This window comes from Alcanivorax sp. (genome assembly GCF_040118815.1).
Classification (GTDB): Bacteria; Pseudomonadota; Gammaproteobacteria; order Pseudomonadales; family Alcanivoracaceae; genus Alcanivorax.
This window is the reverse complement of the sequence record NZ_JBEDTC010000015.1, coordinates 47,994-71,992: the sequence shown is the minus strand read 5'-3', so window position 1 is coordinate 71,992 and position 23,999 is coordinate 47,994. Positions and strand designations below refer to the sequence as shown.

Sequence of the window (23,999 nt, the reverse complement as noted above, 5' to 3'; positions counted from 1 at the left end):
TAGCTGCGAGAAAACCCCGCGGGCACACCCTTGTCCGAACACATCAACGTAGCCGTTTCTTTTTCCTGGAAGCTAGTAGCTCGCAGCTAGAAACTACCCCGTTTACACCCATTCACCCTAACGCCGTCCCTTGCCCGCCTTGGCAGTCAATGCCTTCGCCCTGTAATTACCCAACAATGCCTGCCTTGTTGCGCTGTCCGTTTCTGACAGTTAATCCGTTTTTTCTAGGGTGATTGCTATGCCGACTTATAAGGCCCCCGTGCGCGATATGCGCTTTTTGATGAACGAAGTCTTCGATTTCGAAAGCCACTACAAAACGCTGCCCAATGGCGAAGACGCCACGCCTGATATGGTAGAAGCGATTGTCGGTGAAATGGCCAAACTGTGTGAAAACACCATTGCACCCCTTTACCAGAGTGGTGATGAGGAAGGCTGTAAACTGGAAGACGGCGTGGTCACCACCCCGAAGGGCTTCAAAGAAGCCTACGACGAATTTGTCGCTGGCGGCTGGCAGGGTCTGAGCCACCCGGTAGAAGTGGGTGGCCAGGGCTTACCCATGTCTTTGGGCCTGATCAAACAGGAAATGATGGCCACCGCTAACTGGTCCTTTTCCATGTACCCGGGTTTGTCACTGGGCGCCATGAACACTATCCAGATGCACGGCACCGACCAGCAACTTCAGGATTACCTGGTACCGCTCACCGAAGGCACCTGGGGTGGCACCATGTGCCTGACCGAGCCACAGTGCGGCACCGACCTGGGCCAGGTAAAAACCAAGGCCGACCCGCAGAAAGATGGCTCCTACAAAATCTCCGGCACCAAGATCTTTATCTCCTCCGGTGACCACGACCTGACTGAAAACATTGTCCACATCGTGCTGGCTCGCCTGCCCGATGCGCCGAAAGGCACCAAAGGCATCTCCCTGTTTATCGTGCCCAAGTACCTGCCAGGCAAAATCGGTGAAGACAACGGCGTCAGCTGTGGTTCGCTGGAAAAGAAAATGGGCATCAAGGCTTCCGCCACTTGCGTGATCAACTTTGATGAAGCCTCCGGCTTTTTGATCGGCCCGGAACACGGCGGTCTGGAATGCATGTTCACCTTCATGAACAGTGCCCGTATCGGTACCGCCATGCAGGGCGTGGCCCACGCGGAACTGTCCTACCAGGGCGCTCTGCCTTACGCCAAAGAACGTAAATCCATGCGTGCTCTGTCCGGCAAGAAAGAACCGGATGCCATCGCCGACAGCCTGATTCACCACGGTGACGTGCGCCGCATGCTGCTCAAGCAGAAAGCCATCGCTGAAGGTGGCCGCGCAATGATCTATTACGCCGCCCAGTACGCGGACAACATGATCGCCGGCATGCTCGAAGACGACATGGAAAAGTATGAACACTGGGACAGCGAACTGGGTTTCCTGACCCCGATCCTGAAAGGCTTCCTGACCGAGAAAGGTCTGGAAGCGGCCAACGAAGGCATGCAGGTATTTGGTGGCCACGGCTACATCAAAGAACACGGCATGGAACAGATTGCCCGCGACGCGCGCATCTCTACTCTGTACGAAGGCACCACCGGTATTCAGGCGCTGGATCTGCTGGGCCGCAAGGTACTGTTGTCTTCCCGTGGCAAGTGTGTGCGCGAATTCTCCAAGAAGCTGGTGGATTTCGGCACCAAAAACCTGCGTGATCCCAAGCTGCGCCCGTTCGCCTGGAAGCTGCTGAAGATCGCCGCCGAGTGGAACTACCTGACCACCCGCATCATGCTGGTAGCCGCAAAAGATCGCGACATGGTGTCCACCGCCAGCTACGACTTCCTGATGTACAGCGGCTACGCCATGATGGCGTACTTCTGGGCACTGCAGGCTGGCGTTGCCAAAGACAAGCTGGAAAATGGCGGCAATGAGCCGGCGGAATTCTACAAGGCCAAACTGGCCACCGCAGAATTCTACTTCGACCGCATGCTGCCCAGCGCCAAGGGCCACGCGGAAGCGGCACTCAAGCCCAGCAAAAGCACCATGCAGCTAGGCGTGGACGATTTCTCGTTCGATTACGAGTAAATCAGTTCAGCACGCACAAAAAAGGCGGCCATTTGGCCGCCTTTTTTATTTGTCTCGCCTCTCATCCCCCATTTGAGGGATGCGCCATCGTTCCTGGCCATGCACTATTTCTTCATACCATGGGGAAGTCTGTCTGAAGCTGAAAGGGAACGACATGAAACTATTCCGTATACTGGCGTGCACTGCCGTTATCGCCGCACTCAATGCCTGCACCACCGCCGCCACCAGCCCAGCCATGCAGAAACTGTATGCCGTGGAAACTGATCCAATAAACCACTGGCCTGCGCAAAGCCAGAAAGACCTTACCGTGCTACAGAACGATTTCGTGGCGCACTATCAAGCCAACTATGCCAACAACGATGTCGGCTCGGATTATGCCCATCTGGTGGTCTGCGATCTATCCCAGGAGCATGCGCTGGACATCACCGGTATCAGCCCGGATATGGTCAACCCCACCCCTCCCGCCAACGGTAACGTTAAAAACGAATCCACCGTCACCTATGAACCTATGACCATTCGCTCCACCACCGCTGGCTGTGCAGCACTGGCCAATGTGGAAATGCATGTTGAGCCCAATATGGTCGTCAACCTGAAACGGCTGCCCTATGATTTTTCCTATCCGGTTTATATGAATGGCAGCTATACCAAGCACACCAGAAACAAGGTCAACATCAATAATAAATGGCGCACTTCCGACCTGGGTATTGCCCGCGTTTCCGTGAAACGTTACCGCACCCGCAGTGAGGTTGGTGGGTTTGCTTATCAACAGGCCAGCTGGGAGCATTCGCAAACCCTGAAACAGGGCGACGTGGATATTTCCCAATTTCAGGAACAACCCATGTTTATCATTACGTATTTTTCAGCCGGCAATGATCACTATAAGAACATCACCCTGTTTCGTCAGACCCTGACCAACAAGACCGGCAACAGCATCACCATGCGCTGGACCCACGGCGATGATTTCATGACCCGGACATGGATGCGTAACGGCGCAATTCTTACCCAGAAAAATGGCAAGCAGAGCGGCCTGTTTGTGGTGCCAATGACCGGCCAGGCACCTCTTGTTTACTGCAAAGATCAAGGTGCCTCGGTGCAGTACTTCCGGATGGATGGCGATTACGATTGTGTCGCAGCCAACGAATCTGAATTCGGTCAGGACGGTGTTTACATAGATCCGATATTACGCATTCGCAAAAGCCTGCCACAGACAACCACCCCACCGCCCGCCATTGCCATGCAAGCCTCAGCCCCTGCCAACCCCACAAGCCCGTCAACAGCGCAAGATGCCTCCAATACGGTCAGCAATACGGCGTCGGAATGCGGTAAAGCTTATGCCGCTCGCAAAGCCTGCGAAAAACTCCCCGGTGACCCGTTTGGCCTGTCCCTGAAACTCTGCCTGAGTCAGGTAAAGAAAAACTTTGGCGGCCTGAATTGCCCGCTGAGTTTCTGACCCCCCTAGATCAACAGGGCATCAATAACAGGGGCGCTTACGCCCCTGCACCTTCTCATCGCTCGACGCCACGCAAAATGCTACCCCATATGGGTGATGCGCCCCCCGTGACCCAACCTTTACCCTGATCTCACCCCTTTTCACGGTACATCAGGTGCGTCATGCGAAAAGCGCTACGTTATCTTCTGCTGGTACAGGCATTGCTGGTCACGCCCACCCAGGCGGAATGGGACAACTACCAGCGGTTTACCTCGGTGGATGGGGTGGTGATGTACATCAGTTACAACAGCCACAAACATTGTACTGATGTGGCGTGGAAGGCTAAAAATACCAGCAATTTTGCCGTTTTACCGGCCATCGAAGACAAGCAATACACCTGCCGCACGGGTCAGGTGGAATACAGTGATAGCGCTGACACTCTGCACCTGTTACCGGGAAACAGTTCGATTCCCCAGCGAGACCACTGCGTGTGTGAAGGCCAAGGCGGCATCATTCAGACCCACGCCACTGTGAATGTGAGCAAGCTGTAAGGGAAAGCGACGTCCGTTATTCATCAGTAGGCATACGGCGCTAAGCGTCCGAGAACGTGCAAAGTGTGCGCGATAATCCAATCACGTATTTTCACTCTCATCCGCGTTAAACCAAAAAAAAAGCGGCCCCCTTTCGGGAGCCGCCTTTCAGACTTGCCTTGAATCTATCGAGACTTAGTTGTTCTCGAACTGACCCATGGTGTTGTCTTTACCGCCAGCTTTCAGTGCTGCTTCGCCGGAGAAGTACTCTTTGTGGTCATCACCGATGTTGGAACCGGCCATGTCCTGGTGCTTCACAGTAGCGATACCCTGACGGATTTCCTTACGCTGAACGCCTGCAACGTAGGCCAGCATGCCTTCTTCACCGAAGTAGCCTTTAGCCAGGTTGTCGGTGGACAGAGCTACAGTGTGGTAAGTCGGCAGAGTGATCAGGTGGTGGAAGATACCTGCTTCACGGGCCGCATCACGCTGGAAGTTCTGGGTCCACTGGTCAGCCAGCTGAGCCAGCTCAGTGCTGTCGTAGTCAGCGCTCATCAGACGATCGCGATCGTAAGCGGAAACGTCTTTACCTTCTTTCTCCCAAGCATCGAATACCTGCTGACGGAAGCTCAGGGTCCAGTTGAAGGACGGGCTGTTGTTGTAAACCAGCTTGGCGTCCGGCACCACTTCGCGGATACGGTTAACCATTTCTGCGATCTGGCCAACGTGGGGCTTCTCGGTTTCGATCCACAGCAGGTCAGCGCCGTTCTGCAGGCTGGTGATACAGTCCAGAACAACACGGTCGATACCAGTGCCTTCTTTGAACTGGAACAGGCCAGAAGCCAGACGCTTCGGCTTGAGCAGCTTGCCGTTAGACTTGATCACAACGTCGCCGTTGTTGATGTCGCCAGCGGACTCAACCACGTCACCGTCCAGGAATGCGTTGTACTGGTCGCCCAGGTCGCCCGGCTCGTTGGTTACAGCGATTTGCTTGGTCAGGCCAGCACCCAGGGAGTCGGTACGGGCAACGATGACACCGTCGTCAATACCCAGCTCCAGAAACGCGTAACGTACAGCGTTGATCTTGGCCAGGAAGTCGGCGTGAGGAACGGTTACTTTACCGTCCTGGTGGCCACACTGCTTCTCGTCAGAAACCTGGTTTTCGATCTGGATACAGCAAGCACCAGCTTCGATCAGCTGCTTGGCCATCAGGTAGGTGGCTTCCGGGTTACCGAAACCAGCATCGATGTCAGCAATGATCGGCACAACGTGAGTTTCGAAGTTGTCGATCTGACCGATGATTTCTTTCTGCTTGGCTTCGTCGCCAGCTTCTTTGGCATCGTCCAGAGCACGGAACAGGTGGTTCATTTCCCAAGCGTCAGCCTGCTTCAAGAAGGTGTACAGCTCACGGATCAGGTCAGCAACAACTGTCTTCTCGTGCATGGACTGGTCAGGCAGCGGACCGAACTCGGAACGCAGCGCAGCAACCATCCAGCCAGACAGGTACAGGTAACGACCTTTGGTGCTACCGAAGTGCTTCTTGATGGAGATCATTTTCTGCTGACCAACAAAACCGTGCCAGCAACCCAGAGACTGGGTGTACTTGGAAGTGTCAGCGTCATAGGCCGCCATGTCTTCACGCATGATCTTGGCGTTGTACTTGGCGATGTCCAGATGCGTGTTGAAACGGTTTTGCAGACGCATGCGAACCGCAGATTCCGGGTTGATGTCGTTCCAGGTGCTTTGCGCACCAACCACGGAGCCGAGTGCTTCGATGTCTTTGGTGTATGACATGGTGAACCTCTGAATATGAAATTGGTTTATCGACGCCGGAGAGGGAAAACCCTGCTCATGTCGTTTCATGCCGGTCTACCGATGCCGCGCATTCTAGTGCTACCAGACACATAAACATAATCAATATGATCTATATTCGGTATTCACGGCATGAATGCCATAGTGTTGGCCAAAAAATTCATCCTTGGTGGTGCCCCCCACTCAGTATTAGTCATTAGATCGAACCCGCTGTTGCCATTGCCCAATGAGACAGCGCGTTAATTTACCGAAACGCCCGCATTTAGCGACTCACACCCAGTGACCCACCCTCGTCTTTGCGACTATGATCTCCCCTACACGGTTGGCATGGAGAGTGCACTACCTGTTGAAGGTAGACACCGTGTACCCAGGGAGCAAATTATAACCAAGGGGAAACTATGAAAGCGCTTAGTCCAATGGATCAACTTTTCCTGTGGCTAGAAAAACGACAGCAGCCCATGCATGTAGCAGGGTTGCAGCTATTTTCGTTCCCGGAAGATGCCGGCCCCAAGTATGTCAGCGAACTGGCCCAGCACATGCGGGACCATTGCTCCCCCGTCGCTCCGTTCAACCAGCGCCTGACTCGCCGGCTTGGCCAGTATTACTGGACTGAAGACAAGCATTTCGACATCGATCACCATTTCCGCCACGAGGCCCTTCCCAAGCCCGGCCGCATTCGTGAGCTGTTGTCGCTGGTTTCTGCGGAACACTCCAACCTGCTGGATCGGGAGCGCCCACTGTGGGAAGTCCACCTGATCGAAGGCATTCGCGGCCGTCAATTCGCCCTTTACACCAAGATTCATCATTCCGTTGTGGACGGTATTTCTGCCATGCGCATGGGTATGCGTGCCCTGTCCACCGATCCGAATGAACGGGAGTTGCCACCGTTGTGGGCCTACGAGCGCAAGAAACGAGGTCGCTCCTTGCCCAGTAACCCGATGGATGTGGCCTCCAGCATGGCGCGGCTAACCGCTGGTATCAGCAAGCAGGCCGCCACCGTGCCCGGGCTGGCCCGTGAGATCTACAAGGTCAGCCAAAAAGCCAAGAGTGACGAAAACTACGTGTCCATTTTCCAGGCCCCGGACACCATTCTGAACAACACCATCACCGGCTCCCGTCGCTTTGCGGCGCAAAGCTTCTCGCTGCCGCGCTTGAAAGTCATCGCCAAGGCGTATGGTTGCACTATTAACACCGTGGTGTTATCCATGTGTGGTCACGCCCTGCGCGAGTACCTGATCAGCCAGCATGCGCTACCCGATGAGCCGTTGATCGCCATGGTGCCCATGAACCTGCGCCAGGACGACAGCACCGGCGGCAACCAGATCGGCATGATCCTGGCCAACCTGGGCACCCATATCTGCGACCCGGCCAACCGCCTACGCGTGATCAATGATTCCGTGCAGGAAGCCAAATCCCGCTTCTCGCAGATGAGCCCGGAAGAGATCCTCAATTTCACCGCCTTGAGCATGGCCCCCACCGGCCTGAACCTGCTCACCGGGCTGGCGCCGAAATGGCGGGCCTTTAACGTGGTGATTTCCAACGTGCCCGGCCCGAAAGAGCCGTTGTACTGGAATGGTGCAAAACTGCATGGCACATATCCGGTTTCCATTGCCCTGGACCGCATCGCCCTGAATATCACCCTGACCAGTTACGTGGACCAGCTGGAATTCGGCCTGATCGCCTGTCGCCGCACCCTGCCCTCCATGCAACGACTACTGGATTACCTGGAACAATCCATCCGCGAACTGGAAATCGGCGCGGGAATTAAATAGCCACGCCGAGCGCCAGACGCTTGATGCCTGACGGGTCAGGCGTCCGGTGTCTGGCATCGAACGAGCAACCATGGCAACCGATCTGAAACGCATCACCCGAGGCGAGCTCATCTGCTGGCAATTACGCCATCGCGGGCAAACGGTGGTGATCGCCGAACAAGGCGCCCAGGTGCTTGAGTACGGCCGTGACGACGAACCGCCCATTCTCTGGCTCAGTGAACAGGCGGCGTACTATATTGGCCACGGAGTCCGTGGCGGTGTGCCAGTATGCTGGCCCTGGTTCGGCGCCCTGGAACGCAACCCGGAGAGCGTGGCGCAGCAATACACCCTCAGCGAGCCCCCGGCCCATGGCCTGGTCCGCCAACAACCTTGGCAACTAGGCGAGCAACACCTCAACGACAATCAGGCGCAGCTGGTCTTCCAACTTGCAGAGCACGCTGACGGCCAGCACCTGCCCCCGGTCACGCCGACCCTGACGGTGGCCCTCAGTAATACCGCTCTGACCCTCACCTTGAGTAACCATAATCACGGCGACCACCCTGTAACCATCAGCCAGGCCCTGCACAGCTACCTGGCGGTGGCCGATAGTCGACACGTCACCGTGCAAGGGCTGACGCAATCGCCCTATGTGGACGCCCTGGCAGACTGGCAAACCCGTCAGGACACCGGCCCGCTGCAACTTGATCAGGAAACCGACCGCCTTTACCTGCAGCTGCCTGCACAGCTGCAGGTAATGGACCCACTCTGGCAACGGCAAATCCAGCTGAGCTGCCGGGGCAGCCGTTCTGCGGTGGTCTGGAACCCCTGGATAGAAAAAAGCCAACGCCTCAGCCAGTTTGCCCCCGATGCGTGGCAGCGCATGCTGTGTATCGAAACCGCCCGAGTGCTGGATAACGTGCTCACCCTGGCCCCCGGCGAGCACCATGAAATGGCCGTGGAGATCATGACAATTCAGTGATTTCGGGCTTGAAAAGTGCCGGGAAAAAGGGGTGGTGCAATCAGAAAAAGGGGAGTAGAGTCAGAAGTGGCTGCGAATTATGGCCGTGGATTGTTTTGGTAGTTGTCTTCCCTGCGTGAAGCTGAAGTTGTCTCCGAACACCGCCCAACATGGTTTGCAAGCAACACCCTAAGTAATAGATTTTGAGGTATAGATTCACATGGCTACAGGTACTGTGAAGTGGTTTAACGAGTCCAAGGGTTTTGGTTTCATTTCCCAGGACGATGGTGGTGCGGACGTATTCGTTCATTTCAGCGCAATTACCGGTTCAGGCTTCAAAACCCTGGCCGAGGGTCAGAAGGTTTCCTTCGAGATCCAGCAGGGCCCAAAAGGTCCGCAGGCTGCTAACGTCGTTGCTGAATAAGCAACCTCGCTAGTACGGAAAAACCCGCTTCGGCGGGTTTTTTTGTGTCTGGAAAAAAGAGACGCTTCGCGCCACGCACCTGATGCACCACCTTACCTTTTCCCGTAGGAGCGGCGCTTGAGCCGCGAACCGAGCGGCAGCGAAGGAGTGTTTTCCCAAGTACTCTTCACGGTTCAAGCGCCGCTCCTACATGTATTTCAGCGATCGCTAATTGTTGCGGCGACGAATGCCGCGCAATCTCCCCCTCATGGACGATAAATTTCATGGTAGGGATTTGAGAAAAGGCCGGTACTCGCAAGCCAACAGTATCTACCACATCACCACCGTCACTCGAGCGCGCCACGACTGCTTCTCAAACTACCTTCGTGCTCGCGAGGTTTGCCGCTGTATTCACCGCTCGGATCAACTCGCCGCCAGCACCACATTCTGTTTTGTAGTCATGCCCGATCATTTGCACTGGTTATTCATGTTGGGTCAGCACTACTCCCTGTCTCACACCGTCAACATGGTTAAATCCCATTCTTCACGTCGGTGTGGGATGTCTATATGGCAAAAGGGATATCACGATCATGCGCTTCGGGAAGAAGAACCCATCAAAGACGTAGCCCGCTATATCGTGGCTAATCCATTACGGGCGCAATTGGTTAACCGGATCGCCGATTATCCATACTGGAATGCAGCCTGGCTGTAGGAGCGGCGCTTGAGCCGCGAACCGAGCGTCGCGAAGAAATGCTTTGCCAAGACGCTTCGCGGCTCAAGCGCCGCTCCTACGGCAGGTTTAGAGGGCCGCTTGGTAAATCGAACACGCTCAGGGTTGATATAACGGTTGGTCGAGGAGGTGCTTGCGTTCGCGCCAGTCGGGCATGCGGGCGTCCATGAGGGAGTGGAAGCCGGGGCCGTGATCCATGTGCTGGAGATGACAGAGTTCGTGCATGACCACGTAATCCAGCGCCGCAGGCGGGTAATGCAACAGGGCCATGTTCAGGTTGATGTACCCCTTTGCCGACAGCGAACCCCAACGGGTACGCATCTTTTTCACCCGCAATACCGGGCGGGCATAGCCTTGCCCGGCAAACCAGCCGAACTGCCGCTCGATGCTGTCGGCAAACAAGGGCTTGGCCTGCTGGCGCAACCAGCGTTCCACCGCCTGCTGTACTGCCGCCTCGCTGTCAGGCTCGGCAACCCTCACCTGTAGATAACCGCCAGCCACACTCACCGACGACCGCCCTGCAGAGACATCCAGGATCAATGGTTGGCCCCGGAACACAATGCTGCTGCCATCCTGCCAGCGTTGCCGGGGGCGGCTGGCCTGGCGCTGTTGTTGATCCCTGATCCACTGGCGACGGCTGTCCACAAAGGTCTGCACCATGCGCAGGGGCGCCCGTTGTGGCGCACGCACCTGCACACGCCCGTCTTCCAGAACGCGCAGTTCCAAAGAGCGGCGTTTGCTGCGAATCAGTTCGTAATCGGTCATGGATCCTGTCTGGCGATTGGTAGGAGCGGCGCTTGAGCCGCGAACCGAGCGGCAGCGAAGGAGTGTTTTCCCAAGTACGCTTCGCGGCTCAAGCGCCGCTCCTACGGATTATCCATCTTGGCTTTCGTTAACGGCCATCTCTTTATCCAGCTGCTGGCTGACCGCATCTGCCGGTGACGCATAGGGCGCCAGCCACTGGTACAGCACCGGGATGATAAACAGGGTGAGCACCGTGGCAAACAGTAGCCCGCCGAGAATCACCACACCAATGGTAAAGCGGCTTTCCGCGCCAGCACCGGTGGCCAGAACCAACGGCACGGCACCGAAGATGGTGGAGACACCGGTCATCAATACCGGGCGAAACCGCACGATGGCGCCTTCATAGATCGCCTCTTTGACACTGCGGCCCTGGTCGCGCAACTGGTTAGCAAACTCCACGATCAGAATACCGTTTTTCGCCATCAGCCCCAGCAACATGATCATGCCAATCTGGCTATAGATATTCAGGCTGTCGCCGGTAACGCTAATGGCGATCGCCGCTCCAGCCAGCGCCAGCGGCACCGTGAGCATGATAATCAGCGGGTGAATCCAGCTTTCAAACTGCGCCGCCAATACCAGGAACACAATCACCAACGCCAACGCAAAGGTCACAAGAATAGCCGATGCCGATTCCTGCAGCTCCTCGGCCATACCCTTGTAACCGATCCGTGCTTCCAGGGGCAGACGCTCTCGAGCCTGCTCTTCCACATAGCGCATGGCGGTGGCCAGGTCATAGCCGTCGGCCAGATTGGCGGACAAAGTGATGGCCGGCAGACGGTCCACGCGGCGCAATTCTGGCGCATCCCCGGTGGTGGCCAATTCCACTACGCTGGAAAACGGCACCAACCCACCACTGTCGCTGCGCAGGTAGATTGGCAACACATCCTCCGGCACTTCACTGGAACTCTTTTCCGCCTCCAGCAGCACATCGTACTCGCGCCCCCTATCCACATAGGTGGAAACGGTCAGGGTGGCAAACATCGCCTGCAGGGTTTCCCCCACATCGGTGGCGGTAATGCCCAGATCCGCCGCCCGTTCACGGTTCAGGTTCACATCCAGCTGTGGCTGGGTTTGCTCAAAATCCGTGTCGATACTGGTCAGGTTCGGGTTTTCGTTCAGGGCCGCCATCAGGGTTTCACTCCAGGCCAGCACCTGCTCGTAGTCCGGCCCGGCGACCACCACTTCCAGCGCCTGGTCGAAAGCGCTTTGGCCCAGCCCCGGCGGGTTCACTGCGAAGGCCCGCAAACCGGTGACCTGGGACAGCTGGCCGCGCAGCTCACCGACAATTTCCTGCTGGGTGCGATCACGCTCTTCCCAGTCTTTCAGCCGCACGATGGTAAACGCCCGTTCCGGCACGCCACGAAAACCGACAATGGCCAGCACCCGCTCTGCTTCACCGTTTTCCACCAGGGGCATGAGAATTTTTTCCACCGCCTGGGTGTGGTGCGCGCCGTATTCCACCGTGGAGCCCTGGGGCGAGGTGGCAGGAATAATAAAGACACCCCGGTCTTCCGTCGGCGCCAGCTCCTGGGGCAACTGCCGAAACAACAGCGCCGCCACCAGACACAACAGCACGCAACCTACCGCCAGCGGCCAGGGGCTTTTCAACGTCCGTTGCAGGCCGTTGGCGTAGGCCTGATTCAAGCGCGTCAGGCCCCTCTGCAGAAAATTGTTTTGCCCCTGCAGCTCCTTGCGGCTGTGACGATGCAGCCACCGCGAGCACAACATGGGCGCCAGACTCAGGGCCACGATGCTGGATATAATCACCGCTGAGGCCAGGGTAAAGCCGAATTCGCTGAACAGCCTCCCCACGTCGCCGCCCATAAAGGAAATGGGCACGAACACCGCCACCAGCGTCAGCGTGGTGGCCACCACGGCAAACGCCACCTGCCGGGCCCCCAGGTACGCCGCCACCAGCCGCGACTCGCCTTCATCGATGCGTCGCTGAATGTTTTCCAGCATCACGATGGCATCGTCCACCACCAGGCCAATGGCCAGAATCAGTGCCAACAGGGTTAACACGTTGATGGAGAAATCCATCATGCCGAAACCAATAAAGGCGCCGATCACCGACACCGGAATGGTCACCGCCGGGATCAGGGTGGCGCGCAGGTTGCCAAGGAAGGCGAAGATCACCGCGATCACCAGCACCACGGAAATCCCCAGAGTAATTAGTACCTCACGGATGGAGGCACGGATAAACAGGGACTCATCGGAGTTAATATCCAGGTGAATATCCGCCGGCAGGCTGTCGCGCACCGCCACGATTTCTTCGCGCACCCGGTCTGATACCGCCACGGTATTGGCCTTGGATTGGCGCACCACGCCCAGCCCGATGGCGGTTTCGCCGTTGGCACGCAACACCGAATCATCGTTTTCCACGCCCAGCGCCACCCGCGCCACATCGCCCAGCCGCAGCAGGTAATCACCCTGCCGGCGGACTACCAGATCCTCGAATGCCTGCACCGTGGCCAGGCGATTGTCCGCCCGAATGGTGAAGCCCCGGGATTCAGATTCCAGCTTGCCGGCGGGCAGTTCCACGTTATTGCTGCGTAGCGCCTGTTCGATATCGGTAACGGTGACCTGGTTGGCCGCCATGCTTTGGCGGTCCAGCCAAACACGCATGGCATAGCGTCGCTCACCGCCAATAATCACTTCCGACACGCCGTCGAGGACGGCAAAGCGGTCCACCAGCGACCGTTCAGCAAAATCCGTCAGCTCCTGGGGCGCCAGCGTACTGCTGGTCAGGGTCACCCAGATAATCGGCCGGGCATCCGCATCGGCCTTGGCAATTACCGGGGTTTCCGCTTCTTCAGGTAACCGGTTCAAGATCCGGGACACCGCATCACGCACGTCATTGGCGGCGATATCCACATCCCGTTCCAGGGTGAATTCCACCGTGGTCCGGGCCGAACCCAAACGGCTGCGCGACTCGATCTTACGCACCCCTTCGACCCCGGAAATCGCCCCTTCGATCACCTGAATAATCTGCGTATCAATCACCTCCGGCGCGGCGCCGGCATAGTCCACACTAATCGACACTTCCGGCGGGTCGATATCCGGGTATTCCCGGATCGGCAATTTCATCAAGGCGCTAACGCCAAACACCACGATCAGCAGGCTGATCACGGTGGCAAAGACCGGCCGCTTGATGGAGACATCCGACAGAATCATGCAGCCGCCTCGGTGGTGGCCGGGCCATCCGCTTGCGAGTCACCGGATGGGTCGTCTACTGCCGGTGCCGGGTTCAACAACACCCGCTGTCCGGGCAACAGCGCCTCCGGATCCTCGATCACTTTTACCGGCTGGCTGCTGCCCAAACGGGAATGGCCGTTGACGATCACATCCGGTTTGTTGGTCAAGCCACTGGTCACTTCCACCCAACCATCGCGGCGCCCGCCCAGGGTTATCGGGTGGCGCTGGGCGCGATTATCCGGGCTCACCGTGAACACATAACTCTGCGCGCCTTGGGTGATGACCGCTTGCTCCGGCACCAACAGCGCGGCCCTTTGAGCCAACTGCACAGACACCCGCAAAAACTGGCCGGGCAGCAATTGTCCCTGGAGGTTATTCAGCCGGGCGCGCACGGTCAGGCTACGGCTACTGCTGTTCACCCGAGAATCGAGATGGGTAATGGCGCCTTCAAAAATCTGGTCTTCAAATGCCTCATTGCGCGCCTGTACCGGCAGGCCTACGGATAGCTTGGCCAGATAGCGTTCGGGGATCTGAAAATCTACTTCCACATGGCCCAAGTTATCCAGGGTCGTCACCGGGTCACCAGTGCGCAAATAGGCCCCCGAATCCACCTGGCGCAACCCCAGCACCCCGGCAAACGGGGCGCGAATGGTGTGATCGTTGAAATTGGCACGGGCCACGTTGCGACTCGCCTCGGCCGCTTCCAGGGTGGTGCGGAATGTATCCACTTCGGACTGGGAAATGGCGCGCCGTTCCACCAGCTGCTGACCGCGGCGGTAATCCGCCTTGGCGCGCTGGTATTCAGCTTCCGCCCGGGCCAGTTCGGCACGGGCGTTGCGATCATCGAGAGTCACCAGCAACTGGCCACGAGTGACCTGCTGGCCCTGCTGAAAATGAAGCTCGCCTACACGGCCGGGCACTTCTGCCAACAATACAACGGCCTGGGCCGCGCGGGCGGTCCCCACGGCTTCCACCCGGTCATACAGGGGGCGCTCAATGCTCGGAGCCAGATTCACTACTGTAGGCGGGCGGGTTCCCATGGGCACCTGCTCGGCGGGCCAAAACCACCATGCGCCCATCCCCACCAGTGCCACCAGCACCAGCCCCGCGATAATCCGCGCCATGCCATTCTCCGTTATGCTGATTCAAGCCAAGTCTGATTGACGACAAAGCAGTCTAGCGTGCAATTATGCAAGGAATGCGTCACTACTCGTTAGTGGGAACAAATAAATTGAAGAGGGTTCATGTAAAGATCGTCAGCGGCGCGAAACACTGCCCCAGTGGAGTGAGGGCTCTAAGCCCCCCCTAAAAAGAAAAAAACCCACCATGCTGGTGGGTTTTTTCTTTTCGTGCCGCGTGTTGCGTGAAGCGTGTTGCGTCTCTTTTACCGTGTTGCGTCTCTATCTAAACCATTTCAGCGCGCATCTTCTTCTTGTCCAGCTTGCCCACGGAGGTGCGTGGCAGCTCGTCCACAAAGACTACCCGGTCAGGGATGCCATAGCGGCTGATCACGCCTTTGTCGGCATAATCGCCAACCAGCGCCTTGATGCTATCTTCATCTGTATCACCGCTCTTCACCACGAGTGCCACCGGACGCTCGCCCCATTTTTCATCGGGAACGCCCACCACGGCACACTCGCCCACACCGGGGTGCTGCAGCACCAGGCCTTCCAGGTCGATGGAGGACACCCACTCGCCACCGGTCTTGATTACGTCCTTGATGCGATCGACGATTTTCAGCCAGCCGTCATCCGACATCACCGCCACATCACCGGTATGCAACCAGCCGCCGTGCCAGAGTTCTTCAGATTTGTCGGGATCGTTCAGGTAACCCTGGGTCAGCCAGGGCGCGCGCACGACCACTTCCCCCTGGCTCTTGTTGTCATGGGGCACGTCGTTCATTTCACCATCGACGATGCGTATCTGCACCATGGCCACCGGGCGACCGGTGCGAGTGCGGTAATCCGCCTGGGTTTCCAGGTCCGCGTTTTCCAGTTCCGGAGTCAGCTGGGCCAGCGTCAACAACGGGCAAGTCTCACTCATGCCGTAGCCGGTATAGATATCGATACCGCGCTCCAGCGCTCCCATGGCCAGTGCCTTGGGCAGGGCGGACCCGCCGATGATGACTTTCCAGCCACTCAGGTCGATGCTCTTGGCCGCTTCCGCCTGCAACAGCATTTGAATAATCGTGGGTACACAGTGTGAGAAGGTGACCTTGTGGGTTACCAGCAATTTCAGCAGGGTGGCCGGTTCATAACGCCCTGGGTACACCTGTTTCACCCCCATCATGGTGGCCATGAACGGGATGCCCCAGGCGTGCACATGGAACATGGGCGTGATCGGCATGTAGACATCGTCTTCGTTGAAACGCCCCTGCCCCACACCCGCCATGGTGTTACGGCCGGCGAAGGTATGCAGCACCAGCTGACGATGGGAGAAATAGACTCCCTTGGGCAGGCCGGTGGTTCCGGTGGTGTAGAAGGTCGTGGCGCGGGTATTTTCGTCCAGCTCGGGAAAATCGTACTGGGCCGGCGCCTTGGCCAGCAGCTCTTCATATTCACCAGCCAGCGGCAGGCTGTCGCTACCCTTTACGCCATCGTCGTCGAGCAGGATATAAGTCTTTACCGTCTCGACTCGGTCTTTCAGCTCTTCCAGGATCGGCAGGAATTCGCTGTTGACCAGAATCGCATCATCTTCAGCATGGTTGATGGTGTAGAGAATCTGCTCCGGGCTCAGGCGCACATTCACGGTATGCAGCACTGCCCCCATCATCGGGATGGCAAAAAACGCTTCCAGGTAGCGGTTGGTATCCCAGTCCATCACCGCCACGGTATCACCGGGCTTCACGCCCTGCGCCGCCAGCGCCCCGGCCAGACGGTGCACGCGCTCGTTAAGGTCGCGGTAGGTGAACGTGCGATCGCCATAGGTAATCGTCTGGTCCGGTGCCTTGCGCACGCCGGCTTCCAGAATATGGTTGATGACCAGTGACGACTCCACCGCAGAGGCGCTGCGGGGGATGTTCAGGTGACTACTCATAACTTGCTCCGTTACCTTGTTATTCTGCCGTTCACGAGCAGGGAAAAACGGCTCGATTCTTCCTACCCATGAGTATGTGTGGCGCTCAAGACTGACACAGACCTCTGCACAGGTCATCCACGCTCAGGCCCATTAGGTTACAAAATACTACCCGCTGTAGACACCTTGTCTAGCTCACCTATTCAGCCCATTTTCCTGCCCCTTGGACATTTCCCTTCAAAGACAACTCGCCTTTTACAGAGGAACGGAGCCCCTGCAATAACCTTAAACATCCTATCAAGGATGGGTGAGATCCTTGGGGTCCAGCAGCTTTTCCAGCTCCTGACGGGACAGGCCAGACTGCTCTTGCGCCACATCCAGCACCGCCCGGCCACTGGCAAACGCTTCCTTGGCAATCTTGGCGGCTTTTTCGTAACCGATCACCGGATTCAGCGCCGTTACCAGAATGGGATTTTTGCCCACCCCTTCGGCCAAGCGTTCTTCATTGAACGTCATACCCTTGATCGCTCGCTCTGCCAGGTTTGTGCAGCTGTTGGCCAGCCATTCGGTCATATCCAGCACGTTGCTGGCCACCAGCGGCAGCATCACATTGAGCTGGAAGTTGCCACTCTGAGCGGCGATGACATTGGCCTGATCCAGCCCCATCACCTGCGTCGCCACCATGGTGGCAGACTCGCAAATCACCGGATTCACCTTACCCGGCATGATCGACGAACCCGGCTGGGTGGCCGGCAGCTGCACCTCACCCAACCCATGGATCGGCCCGGAGTTCATCCAGCGCAGGTCGTTGCTGATCTTCATCAGCACCACCGCCACGCCGCGCAGCGCGGCGGATAACGCCAGCGGACTGTCCAGCGCACTCTGCGCTACAAAGGGATGGGGCATGGCGCGAAAGGCCAGATCCGTTTCTTCGGCCAGGTGGCGGGCAAAGGTGTCGGCAAAATCCGGGTGGGCATTGATACCGCTGCCCACGGCCGTCCCGCCCTGTGGTACCGCCAACAGGTCATCACGGGCCCGCGCCACGCGCGCACAGGCATCCTGCAACTGCATGGCCCAGGTCTGCAGCTCCTGTTCCACAGTCACTGGCATGGCATCCATCAGGTGTGTACGCCCGGTTTTCACCGTGCTGCGGTGTTCCCGGGCGCGCAGGCCCAACTCAGCGATCAGCGTTTCCAGTGCCGGAATTAGCTGCTCGGTTACCGCCAACGCGGCAGACAGATGAATCGCCGTGGGGATCGTGTCGTTACTGCTCTGGCCCAGGTTCACATCGTCATTAGCATGAATTGACGCCCCGGCCTCATCGCAAAGATGAGCGATCACCTCGTTCACGTTCATATTGGTACTGGTGCCGGAACCGGTCTGGAAAATATCCACCGGGAACTGGTCCTGGTGGTGACCTTCGAGCAAATCATTACAGGCGCCGACAATGGCCACCGCCTTGTCCTCTGATAACTCGCCCAGTTCACGGTTCGCTTGTGCAGCACAACGTTTGATCTGCACCACCGCCTGAATAAAACGCACAGGCAAGCACCGACCACTAATGGGAAAGTTATCCACTGCTCGCTGAGTTTGTGCACCCCAACGGGCGGCTACGGGAACCTGAATGTCGCCAAGGGAATCGGTTTCGGTGCGGGTTTCTGGATGGTGCGTGGACATGATCAGCCTCCTGCCAACAATAGAACCTGTGTTGTTTCATCATGGCATGGCGACAATGGGGATTCATTACAAGTCGGCCCGCCTCAGGCTTGAAGAGACAGCACAGTATCTGCCAAGTCCCCCGCCAGCTGCTGCAGTTCCTGCCTGTCGCCGGAACGTTGAGCGAACGCCCGCAACCCCATGACTTCACACTGCAGACGGCGCGCGAGCCGTTCCGGCTGATGGGAGGGATGGCCAGGATCACGAATCTGGCCTGCCGCTTTCGCCTCCGTAAAGGCTTCCCGGAAGATCGCTTCCATATCCGCCAGGCGCGTTTCAATTTTCTGCTGTAACGCCGGGGTTTCTGCTCCCGCTTCCAGCAGCCCCTTTACTAACATGCAGGCCCGGGAAGGCGGGTTGGTGTCGCGCAGCTTGCCCAGTTCGCGCAGATAGTCTGCCAGACCTTCAATGGGGGTTTGCTTGCCACGGAGATTGTCCAGGAAATCCTGACCCATGGTGCCTGCATACAAGTCCAGAGCCTGACTATAGAGCGACTCCTTGTTACCAAACGCGGCATAGATGCTGCCGGGGCGCATATCCAGCGCATGCTCGATGTCTTTGAGAGAAGTGGCATGAAAGCCTTTCTCCCAGAACAGGGTCACGGCCTTCTCGAGGCAATCTTGCCGATCATACGCCGCCATTCTGGGCATCTGTTATCTCCACCATGCAAACAATGAGGCAGTTTAACAATTTTTGAGCATTCACTCAAAAAAGGTATTGCAGTCGCTCATACACGTGTTAGGGTAATGCCGTTATTGAGCGATCACTCAAATAAAGACATCGCTTACCCCGGCTGATCCAAAGGAGGACACCATGACCGATTTCACCCTGCACACCGAAGAGACGGCCCCCGAAGCCAGCCTGGCGCTTTTGAAAGAATCGCAGAAAAGCTTTGGGATGATTCCCAATCTGCATGCCGTTATGGCGGAAGCCCCCGGCCTGCTGGAGGGCTACCAGAAACTGCATGCTCTATTCCTGGAAACCAGCTTTACCGATGAGGAAGTGACCGTCGTCTGGCAAACCATTAATGTGGAACATGCCTGCCACTATTGCGTCCCAGCGCATACCGGCATTGCCAAATCCATGGAAGTGGACGACCGCATTACTGATGCCCTGCGAGACAAAACGCCGTTGCCCACAGACAAACTGGAAGCCCTGCGGGATTTCACGTTATCCGTGGTGCGTGATCGCGGTGAGGTGAACGATGCCGCCGTCAAAGCCTTCCTCGACGCGGGTTTTGAAAAACGGCATATTCTGGAAATAATTCTCGGCCTGTCCCAGAAAGTGATGAGCAACTACACCAATCACCTGGCAAACACGCCGGTGGACAAGCCCTTCAAAAAGTTTGAATGGCATGCGGATGGTGCACCCACTTCCTGAACAAGGCCTTTCTTGCCCCACCACTAACGGTGGGGCAATGCCCCCACCGATTGCCCTCGCCCGAACCTCTCCATACCGACAAGCCACCCCCAAAAGATCCGCGCGATTAAAGCCTGTGGCATTTCGTCAGTGTGGCTATTGGGGTTGCTTATTTTCCAATACAGAAAGACGAGAAAATCCGCCCGAGCAGATCGTCCGCTGTGAACGTCCCGGTGATTTCCTCCAGCGCTTTTTGGGCAGCGCGCAGGTCTTCGGCCAGCAGCTCGCCGGCGGCATGGCCATGCAGTTGTCGCTCACCGCTATCCAGCGCCACTAGCGCCTGCTCCAACGCAGTGATGTGGCGGCGCCGGGCGGAGAAACGACTTTGCCCTTCGCCCTGGTAGCCAGCGGCATCTTTCAGGTGGCTACGCAGCGCCTCCAGTCCGTCGCCGCTGACGGCTGAAATGACAAACGCACCATCCTTACGCTGACCGGCCGGCAGACCGGACAAGTCCGCCTTGTTAAGCACCACGGTGACAGGCAAATCCAGGTTTTCTAACTGTTGCTGGCTTTGTGGGAGCAGACTGTGGATATCCCGGGTATCGTCCTCGCTATCGCGGGAATCCACCATCACCAACAATCTGTCTGCCTTGCGCATTTCCGCGTAGGCACGACGAATGCCTTCCTGTTCCACCACGTCAGCGCTGTCACGCAGGCCGGCGGTGTCGATCAGATTCAGGGGCATACCATCCAGCTGAATGGATTCACGCAGTACATCTCGGGTCGTACCGGCAATGTCGGTGACAATGGCGGCGTCAAAACCCGCCAGAGCATTCATCAAGGAGGACTTGCCGGCATTGGGTTTACCTGCGATCACCAGGGTCATGCCTTCGCGTACCAGTCGCCCCTGATTGGCTTCATCCAACACGCGCAGACACTGGGTTTGCACTTCGGTCAGGTCGCTAGCCACCTTGCCGTCGGACAGGAAATCAATTTCCTCTTCCGGGAAGTCGATGGCCGCTTCCACATAGATGCGCAGCCCAATCAGCGCTTCGACCAGCTGGTTCACTTCATCGGAAAACACCCCCTGCAAGGAATGCAGGGCCGCTCGGGCCGAGGCGGTGGTGCCAGCATCAATGAGATCCGCGATAGCTTCCGCTTGGGTCAGATCCATCTTGTCGTTGAGGAAGGCACGCTGAGAGAACTCTCCGGCACGAGCCTGGCGGGCGCCGGCGGCAATGCAAGCGGCCACCAACATGTCCAGAATCACCGGACCACCGTGGCCCTGCAGTTCCGCCACATCTTCTCCGGTAAAGGAATGCGGGGCCGGAAACGTGATAACCAGGCCTTCATCGAGAGTCTCACCGGCTTGATCCCGAAAGCGTCGAAAGTGCGCCACCCTGGGCGAAAGTGATCGCTCACCAACAATGACAGAGGCAATGCTCAAAGCCTGTGGGCCGGAAAGACGAACCACACCCACACCGCCCCGACCGGGAGCGGTGGCAATAGCAACGATGGTGTCTGGGGAAGCAATGTGCATAAGGAGATTATAGAGAGCACCGAACGCTTGATGCCAGACAGAAAAGAAAAAAGCCGATCTCTCGACCGGCTTCATTCTGTCTTGCATTCCGCGTATCGGGCGTCAGGCCTCTTTTTCAATCTTGCGGGTAATAATCCACTGCTGGGCAATGGACAAGATGTTGTTAGTCAGCCAGTACAGCACCAAGCCGGCCGGGAACCACAGCATGAAGACCGCAAAGATCATCGGCATCCATTTCATCACCTGCGCTTGGGTCGGGTCCGCCGGTGTCGGGTTCAAGCGTGTCTGCAGGAACATCGACGCACCCATCAGGATCGGCAGTACAAAGTACGGATCCATCACGGACAGGTCGTTGATCCACAGGAAGAACGGCGCCTGGCGCAGCTCAACGGACTCCAACAGCACATAGTACAGAGCAATAAACACCGGCATCTGCACGAGCATGGGCAAGCAGCCGCCCAGCGGATTGATCTTTTCCCGCTTGAACAGATTCATGGTTTCCATCTGCTGCTTCTGCTTGTCGTTCTTGTTCTGCTCCTTAATGCGCTGCATTTCCGGCGCAACTTTGCGCATCTTGGCCATGGAACGATAACTGGTGGCACTGAGCTTGAAGAAGATCGACTTGATAATGAAGGTCAGCAGGATGATTGCCACACCCCAGTTCCCCACACCGCCACCGATGTCGATATCCATACCGAACACGGACACTTCCCCGCTTTGCAGGAACACTAGCAGGGCAAAAATGGGCTGAGAGATAAACCACAACCAACCGTAATCCACAGTCATGTTCAAACCGGGGCTAATCGCTTCCAGGTTGTCCTGCTGTTTGGGACCGGCATAGAACTCGGCATACAGCACCGATTCTTCACCAGGCTGCACAGTGGTATTCGGAGAAACGAATCGCAGCAGGTACTGATCGCGGGATTGCAGGTACACACTGGAATAATGGTTTTTCTGTTTGGCGTCGGGAATCCAGGCAGACACAAAGTAATGCTGCACCATAGCAAGCCAGCCGCCTTCCACGGTTTGATTCAGCTTGACGTCATCTTCGCTCATGTCATCAAACGTGAGCTTGTTGTAAGGCTTCTCAGTGCTCCAGTACGCAGCACCCAGGTAGGTCGGCATGGGGGCGAAGCCAGCCTTGGAGAGCCCGGGGTCATCGCTGCCGTCGCGCTTGATCTGGCCATACAAAGCGCCTGTCCAGGGAGCGTTCCCCTTATTGCGGACGATATGGCTGACGCGAACCAGGTAGCTTCCTTTTTCGAAGGTATACCGCTTGATGATTTCAGCGCCGTTGTCCTGAGTCAGGGTCAGGTCAACGTTTAGCTCGTTATCCCCATCAGCAAGCTGGTAGCTCTGCTTTGCGCTGCTCCAGTGCGGACGCCCTTTGCTGGAGTCCGTGCCGTTTTTGCCTACCAGCCCGCTCTGAGCCACATAGGTGCCATTGCTGTTCTGGTCCATGAACACAAAGGGCTGATCGGGGGTATCGATATGTTTGGGATAATCAGGCAATGCCAAGCGAACGATATCGCCGCCCACCGGATTGATTTCCACACGCAGTACATCGGTGTTGACTTCGATCCGTTCTGAAGTGGGAGTAGTTTCAGCAATGTCCGCTGATGCAACCGTTGGCTGATCGCTATCGGCCTGGGCCGCAGGAATGCTGTTATCGGTTTCCGGCTGTGCCGCAGGCAAATCCGCACCATTGGCGGATGAAGGGCTACCTTGCTCTGTCACCTGCTCAACAGGGACAGGGGTTGCCGAGTCTGCGTGATCCTGTTGCCAAGCCTGAATCATCAGGTAAGAGACAACGGCAATACCGGTAATAACTAGGGCGCGCTGGATTTCCATAAGAGGCTTATCTGTGGCGTGAAAAACGGGCCGCAGTTTCTCAAGCTTGCCGGCACTTAGCAAGCAGCTTGTCAAATAGCCGGGTGATATCGCGGGTAACCTGATCGGGATCCGGGTTCTCGATACGCCCCCGAACCAGCAAAATAATATCGAGGCCAGCCAGTTCCTGCTGTCGGCAGCGAAACTGTTCGCGTACCCGGCGTTTGATTCGGCCACGGTCTACGGCGCGTTTGGCGCGCTTACGGCCAATCACCAAGCCCAGTCTGGGCTGCGGTTGGGTATTTCGGGTTACCAGAAGCAGATAACTGCCAAGGCCAACCTTCCATTCAGGTTGATCAAAGACGGTTTGATACTGGGAACCGGTAAGAAGGCGATGTTGGCGGGTAAAGGCCTGTGATATTGGCACTGTTACCTCAGCCAGGAAGGCAAGGTAAAACGGTTGGCTTATGCAGCCAACCGCTTACGGCCCTTGGCGCGACGAGCGGCCAGGATTTTGCGGCCATTTTTCGTGGCCATACGAGCACGGAAACCGTGAGCACGTTTGCGCTTGAGTACGCTTGGCTGGAATGTGCGTTTCATGGCGTCTTCCCCATGGATTAGACAGCGATTAGAAGGGCGGCAAGTCTAGGGAACCTGAGGGGTTGTGTCAACGCGCTTTTCAGCCTGCTCGAAAGAAGAAAAGAAAAGACTGTTAATAGATTTTATATATTTAAGTATTTATTGATTGTAGTAGTAGTTATAGGGGAGCCCATTTTTTGTGGGTAAGCCTTGAAATCTCTTATATTTCAGTTACCTGGAGCAATGATAACTTGCGTATCACTGTGCGTAAGTGTTGGGGGCTGTGTGTGGACTA

19 protein-coding genes are annotated in these 23,999 nt (G+C 57.0%); 8 read left to right on the top strand and 11 right to left on the bottom strand.

Features of this window, described 5'->3' with window-relative positions; genetic code table 11:
* The first annotated feature begins 238 nt into the window (after nt 1-238).
* From ABNH18_RS09555 to ABNH18_RS09545, 3 genes are all read left to right on the top strand, one after another.
* Nucleotides 239-2,053, top strand: coding sequence for an acyl-CoA dehydrogenase C-terminal domain-containing protein (locus tag ABNH18_RS09555; RefSeq protein ID WP_349382593.1), 1,815 nt, complete (start codon nt 239-241; stop codon nt 2,051-2,053).
* Nucleotides 2,054-2,207: 154 nt separating this feature from the next.
* Entirely contained in the window at nt 2,208-3,503 is a 1,296-nt protein-coding gene (locus ABNH18_RS09550; protein WP_349382592.1) for a hypothetical protein, read from the top strand.
* Nucleotides 3,504-3,664: 161 nt separating this feature from the next.
* Complete coding sequence (locus ABNH18_RS09545; RefSeq protein ID WP_349382591.1) at nt 3,665-4,033, top strand: hypothetical protein; 369 nt, start codon at nt 3,665-3,667, stop codon at nt 4,031-4,033.
* A 174-nt stretch (nt 4,034-4,207) separates the two neighbouring features.
* Here the strand turns inward: ABNH18_RS09545 and ABNH18_RS09540 are convergent, their stop codons facing one another.
* Nucleotides 4,208-5,806 (bottom strand): isocitrate lyase, encoded by a 1,599-nt coding sequence (locus tag ABNH18_RS09540; protein WP_349382590.1) that lies wholly within the window; start codon nt 5,804-5,806, stop codon nt 4,208-4,210.
* A 416-nt stretch (nt 5,807-6,222) separates the two neighbouring features.
* Between ABNH18_RS09540 and ABNH18_RS09535 the strand changes: the two genes are divergently transcribed.
* The 4 genes from ABNH18_RS09535 (at nt 6,223) to ABNH18_RS09520 (ending at nt 9,648) form a co-directional block, all read left to right on the top strand.
* Nucleotides 6,223-7,596 carry a WS/DGAT/MGAT family O-acyltransferase gene (locus tag ABNH18_RS09535; RefSeq protein ID WP_349382589.1) on the top strand — a complete coding sequence of 458 codons (1,374 nt, stop codon included), beginning with the start codon at nt 6,223-6,225 and terminating at the stop codon, nt 7,594-7,596.
* Between the two features lie 70 nt (nt 7,597-7,666).
* Nucleotides 7,667-8,554: a D-hexose-6-phosphate mutarotase gene (locus tag ABNH18_RS09530; RefSeq protein WP_349382588.1), complete on the top strand. Its 888-nt coding sequence runs from the start codon at nt 7,667-7,669 to the stop codon at nt 8,552-8,554.
* Between the two features lie 199 nt (nt 8,555-8,753).
* Nucleotides 8,754-8,957: a transcription antiterminator/RNA stability regulator CspE gene (gene cspE / locus ABNH18_RS09525; RefSeq protein WP_011590014.1), complete on the top strand. Its 204-nt coding sequence runs from the start codon at nt 8,754-8,756 to the stop codon at nt 8,955-8,957.
* A gap of 226 nt (nt 8,958-9,183) precedes the next feature.
* Nucleotides 9,184-9,648 carry an REP-associated tyrosine transposase gene (locus ABNH18_RS09520; RefSeq protein WP_349382587.1) on the top strand — a complete coding sequence of 155 codons (465 nt, stop codon included), beginning with the start codon at nt 9,184-9,186 and terminating at the stop codon, nt 9,646-9,648.
* Nucleotides 9,649-9,765: 117 nt separating this feature from the next.
* Here the strand turns inward: ABNH18_RS09520 and ABNH18_RS09515 are convergent, their stop codons facing one another.
* From ABNH18_RS09515 to ABNH18_RS09490, 6 genes are all read right to left on the bottom strand, one after another.
* On the bottom strand, nt 9,766-10,431 hold the full coding sequence (locus tag ABNH18_RS09515; RefSeq protein WP_349382586.1) for a M48 family metallopeptidase: 666 nt from the start codon (nt 10,429-10,431) through the stop codon (nt 9,766-9,768).
* A gap of 108 nt (nt 10,432-10,539) precedes the next feature.
* Nucleotides 10,540-13,644, bottom strand: a complete 3,105-nt coding sequence (locus ABNH18_RS09510) for an efflux RND transporter permease subunit (protein WP_349382585.1) — start codon at nt 13,642-13,644, stop codon at nt 10,540-10,542.
* Nucleotides 13,641-14,789: an efflux RND transporter periplasmic adaptor subunit gene (locus ABNH18_RS09505; RefSeq protein WP_349382584.1), complete on the bottom strand. Its 1,149-nt coding sequence runs from the start codon at nt 14,787-14,789 to the stop codon at nt 13,641-13,643. The genes ABNH18_RS09510 and ABNH18_RS09505 overlap by 4 nt, the downstream gene beginning before the upstream one ends.
* A gap of 280 nt (nt 14,790-15,069) precedes the next feature.
* Entirely contained in the window at nt 15,070-16,701 is a 1,632-nt protein-coding gene (locus tag ABNH18_RS09500; RefSeq protein ID WP_349382583.1) for a fatty acid--CoA ligase, read from the bottom strand.
* 276 nt (nt 16,702-16,977) lie between these two features.
* On the bottom strand, nt 16,978-18,357 hold the full coding sequence (locus tag ABNH18_RS09495) for a class II fumarate hydratase (RefSeq protein ID WP_349382582.1): 1,380 nt from the start codon (nt 18,355-18,357) through the stop codon (nt 16,978-16,980).
* Between the two features lie 83 nt (nt 18,358-18,440).
* A complete protein-coding gene (locus ABNH18_RS09490; RefSeq protein ID WP_349382581.1) occupies nt 18,441-19,046 on the bottom strand; it encodes a TetR/AcrR family transcriptional regulator in 606 nt (201 codons plus the stop codon).
* A gap of 163 nt (nt 19,047-19,209) precedes the next feature.
* Here ABNH18_RS09490 and ABNH18_RS09485 point away from each other — a divergent pair, with 163 nt between their 5' ends.
* A complete protein-coding gene (locus ABNH18_RS09485) occupies nt 19,210-19,776 on the top strand; it encodes a carboxymuconolactone decarboxylase family protein (RefSeq protein WP_349382580.1) in 567 nt (188 codons plus the stop codon).
* A 148-nt stretch (nt 19,777-19,924) separates the two neighbouring features.
* Here the strand turns inward: ABNH18_RS09485 and mnmE are convergent, their stop codons facing one another.
* The 4 genes from mnmE to rpmH form a co-directional block, all read right to left on the bottom strand.
* Nucleotides 19,925-21,295 (bottom strand): tRNA uridine-5-carboxymethylaminomethyl(34) synthesis GTPase MnmE, encoded by a 1,371-nt coding sequence (mnmE, locus tag ABNH18_RS09480; protein WP_349382579.1) that lies wholly within the window; start codon nt 21,293-21,295, stop codon nt 19,925-19,927.
* 102 nt (nt 21,296-21,397) lie between these two features.
* Complete coding sequence (gene yidC, locus ABNH18_RS09475) at nt 21,398-23,146, bottom strand: membrane protein insertase YidC (RefSeq protein WP_349382578.1); 1,749 nt, start codon at nt 23,144-23,146, stop codon at nt 21,398-21,400.
* A 40-nt stretch (nt 23,147-23,186) separates the two neighbouring features.
* Nucleotides 23,187-23,552 carry a ribonuclease P protein component gene (rnpA, locus tag ABNH18_RS09470; protein WP_349382577.1) on the bottom strand — a complete coding sequence of 122 codons (366 nt, stop codon included), beginning with the start codon at nt 23,550-23,552 and terminating at the stop codon, nt 23,187-23,189.
* 38 nt (nt 23,553-23,590) lie between these two features.
* Nucleotides 23,591-23,725 (bottom strand): 50S ribosomal protein L34, encoded by a 135-nt coding sequence (gene rpmH / locus ABNH18_RS09465; RefSeq protein ID WP_011590025.1) that lies wholly within the window; start codon nt 23,723-23,725, stop codon nt 23,591-23,593.
* Nucleotides 23,726-23,999 lie beyond the last annotated feature (274 nt).

Bases quoted from the DNA above. Each gene is read 5' to 3' on its own strand.
- mnmE (WP_349382579.1), bottom strand. From the start codon at position 21,295: ATGCACATTGCTTCCCCAGACACCATCGTTGCTATTGCCACCGCTCCC.
- ABNH18_RS09510 (WP_349382585.1), bottom strand. From the start codon at position 13,644: ATGATTCTGTCGGATGTCTCCATCAAGCGGCCGGTCTTTGCCACCGTG.
- ABNH18_RS09490 (WP_349382581.1), bottom strand. From the start codon at position 19,046: ATGCCCAGAATGGCGGCGTATGATCGGCAAGATTGCCTCGAGAAGGCC.
- yidC (WP_349382578.1), bottom strand. From the start codon at position 23,146: ATGGAAATCCAGCGCGCCCTAGTTATTACCGGTATTGCCGTTGTCTCT.
- ABNH18_RS09530 (WP_349382588.1), top strand. From the start codon at position 7,667: ATGGCAACCGATCTGAAACGCATCACCCGAGGCGAGCTCATCTGCTGG.
- ABNH18_RS09495 (WP_349382582.1), bottom strand. From the start codon at position 18,357: ATGTCCACGCACCATCCAGAAACCCGCACCGAAACCGATTCCCTTGGC.
- ABNH18_RS09535 (WP_349382589.1), top strand. From the start codon at position 6,223: ATGAAAGCGCTTAGTCCAATGGATCAACTTTTCCTGTGGCTAGAAAAA.
- ABNH18_RS09550 (WP_349382592.1), top strand. From the start codon at position 2,208: ATGAAACTATTCCGTATACTGGCGTGCACTGCCGTTATCGCCGCACTC.
- ABNH18_RS09500 (WP_349382583.1), bottom strand. From the start codon at position 16,701: ATGAGTAGTCACCTGAACATCCCCCGCAGCGCCTCTGCGGTGGAGTCG.
- ABNH18_RS09520 (WP_349382587.1), top strand. From the start codon at position 9,184: ATGCCGCGCAATCTCCCCCTCATGGACGATAAATTTCATGGTAGGGAT.
- ABNH18_RS09555 (WP_349382593.1), top strand. From the start codon at position 239: ATGCCGACTTATAAGGCCCCCGTGCGCGATATGCGCTTTTTGATGAAC.
- ABNH18_RS09515 (WP_349382586.1), bottom strand. From the start codon at position 10,431: ATGACCGATTACGAACTGATTCGCAGCAAACGCCGCTCTTTGGAACTG.
- cspE (WP_011590014.1), top strand. From the start codon at position 8,754: ATGGCTACAGGTACTGTGAAGTGGTTTAACGAGTCCAAGGGTTTTGGT.
- ABNH18_RS09540 (WP_349382590.1), bottom strand. From the start codon at position 5,806: ATGTCATACACCAAAGACATCGAAGCACTCGGCTCCGTGGTTGGTGCG.
- ABNH18_RS09485 (WP_349382580.1), top strand. From the start codon at position 19,210: ATGACCGATTTCACCCTGCACACCGAAGAGACGGCCCCCGAAGCCAGC.
- ABNH18_RS09505 (WP_349382584.1), bottom strand. From the start codon at position 14,789: ATGGCGCGGATTATCGCGGGGCTGGTGCTGGTGGCACTGGTGGGGATG.
- ABNH18_RS09545 (WP_349382591.1), top strand. From the start codon at position 3,665: ATGCGAAAAGCGCTACGTTATCTTCTGCTGGTACAGGCATTGCTGGTC.
- rpmH (WP_011590025.1), bottom strand. From the start codon at position 23,725: ATGAAACGCACATTCCAGCCAAGCGTACTCAAGCGCAAACGTGCTCAC.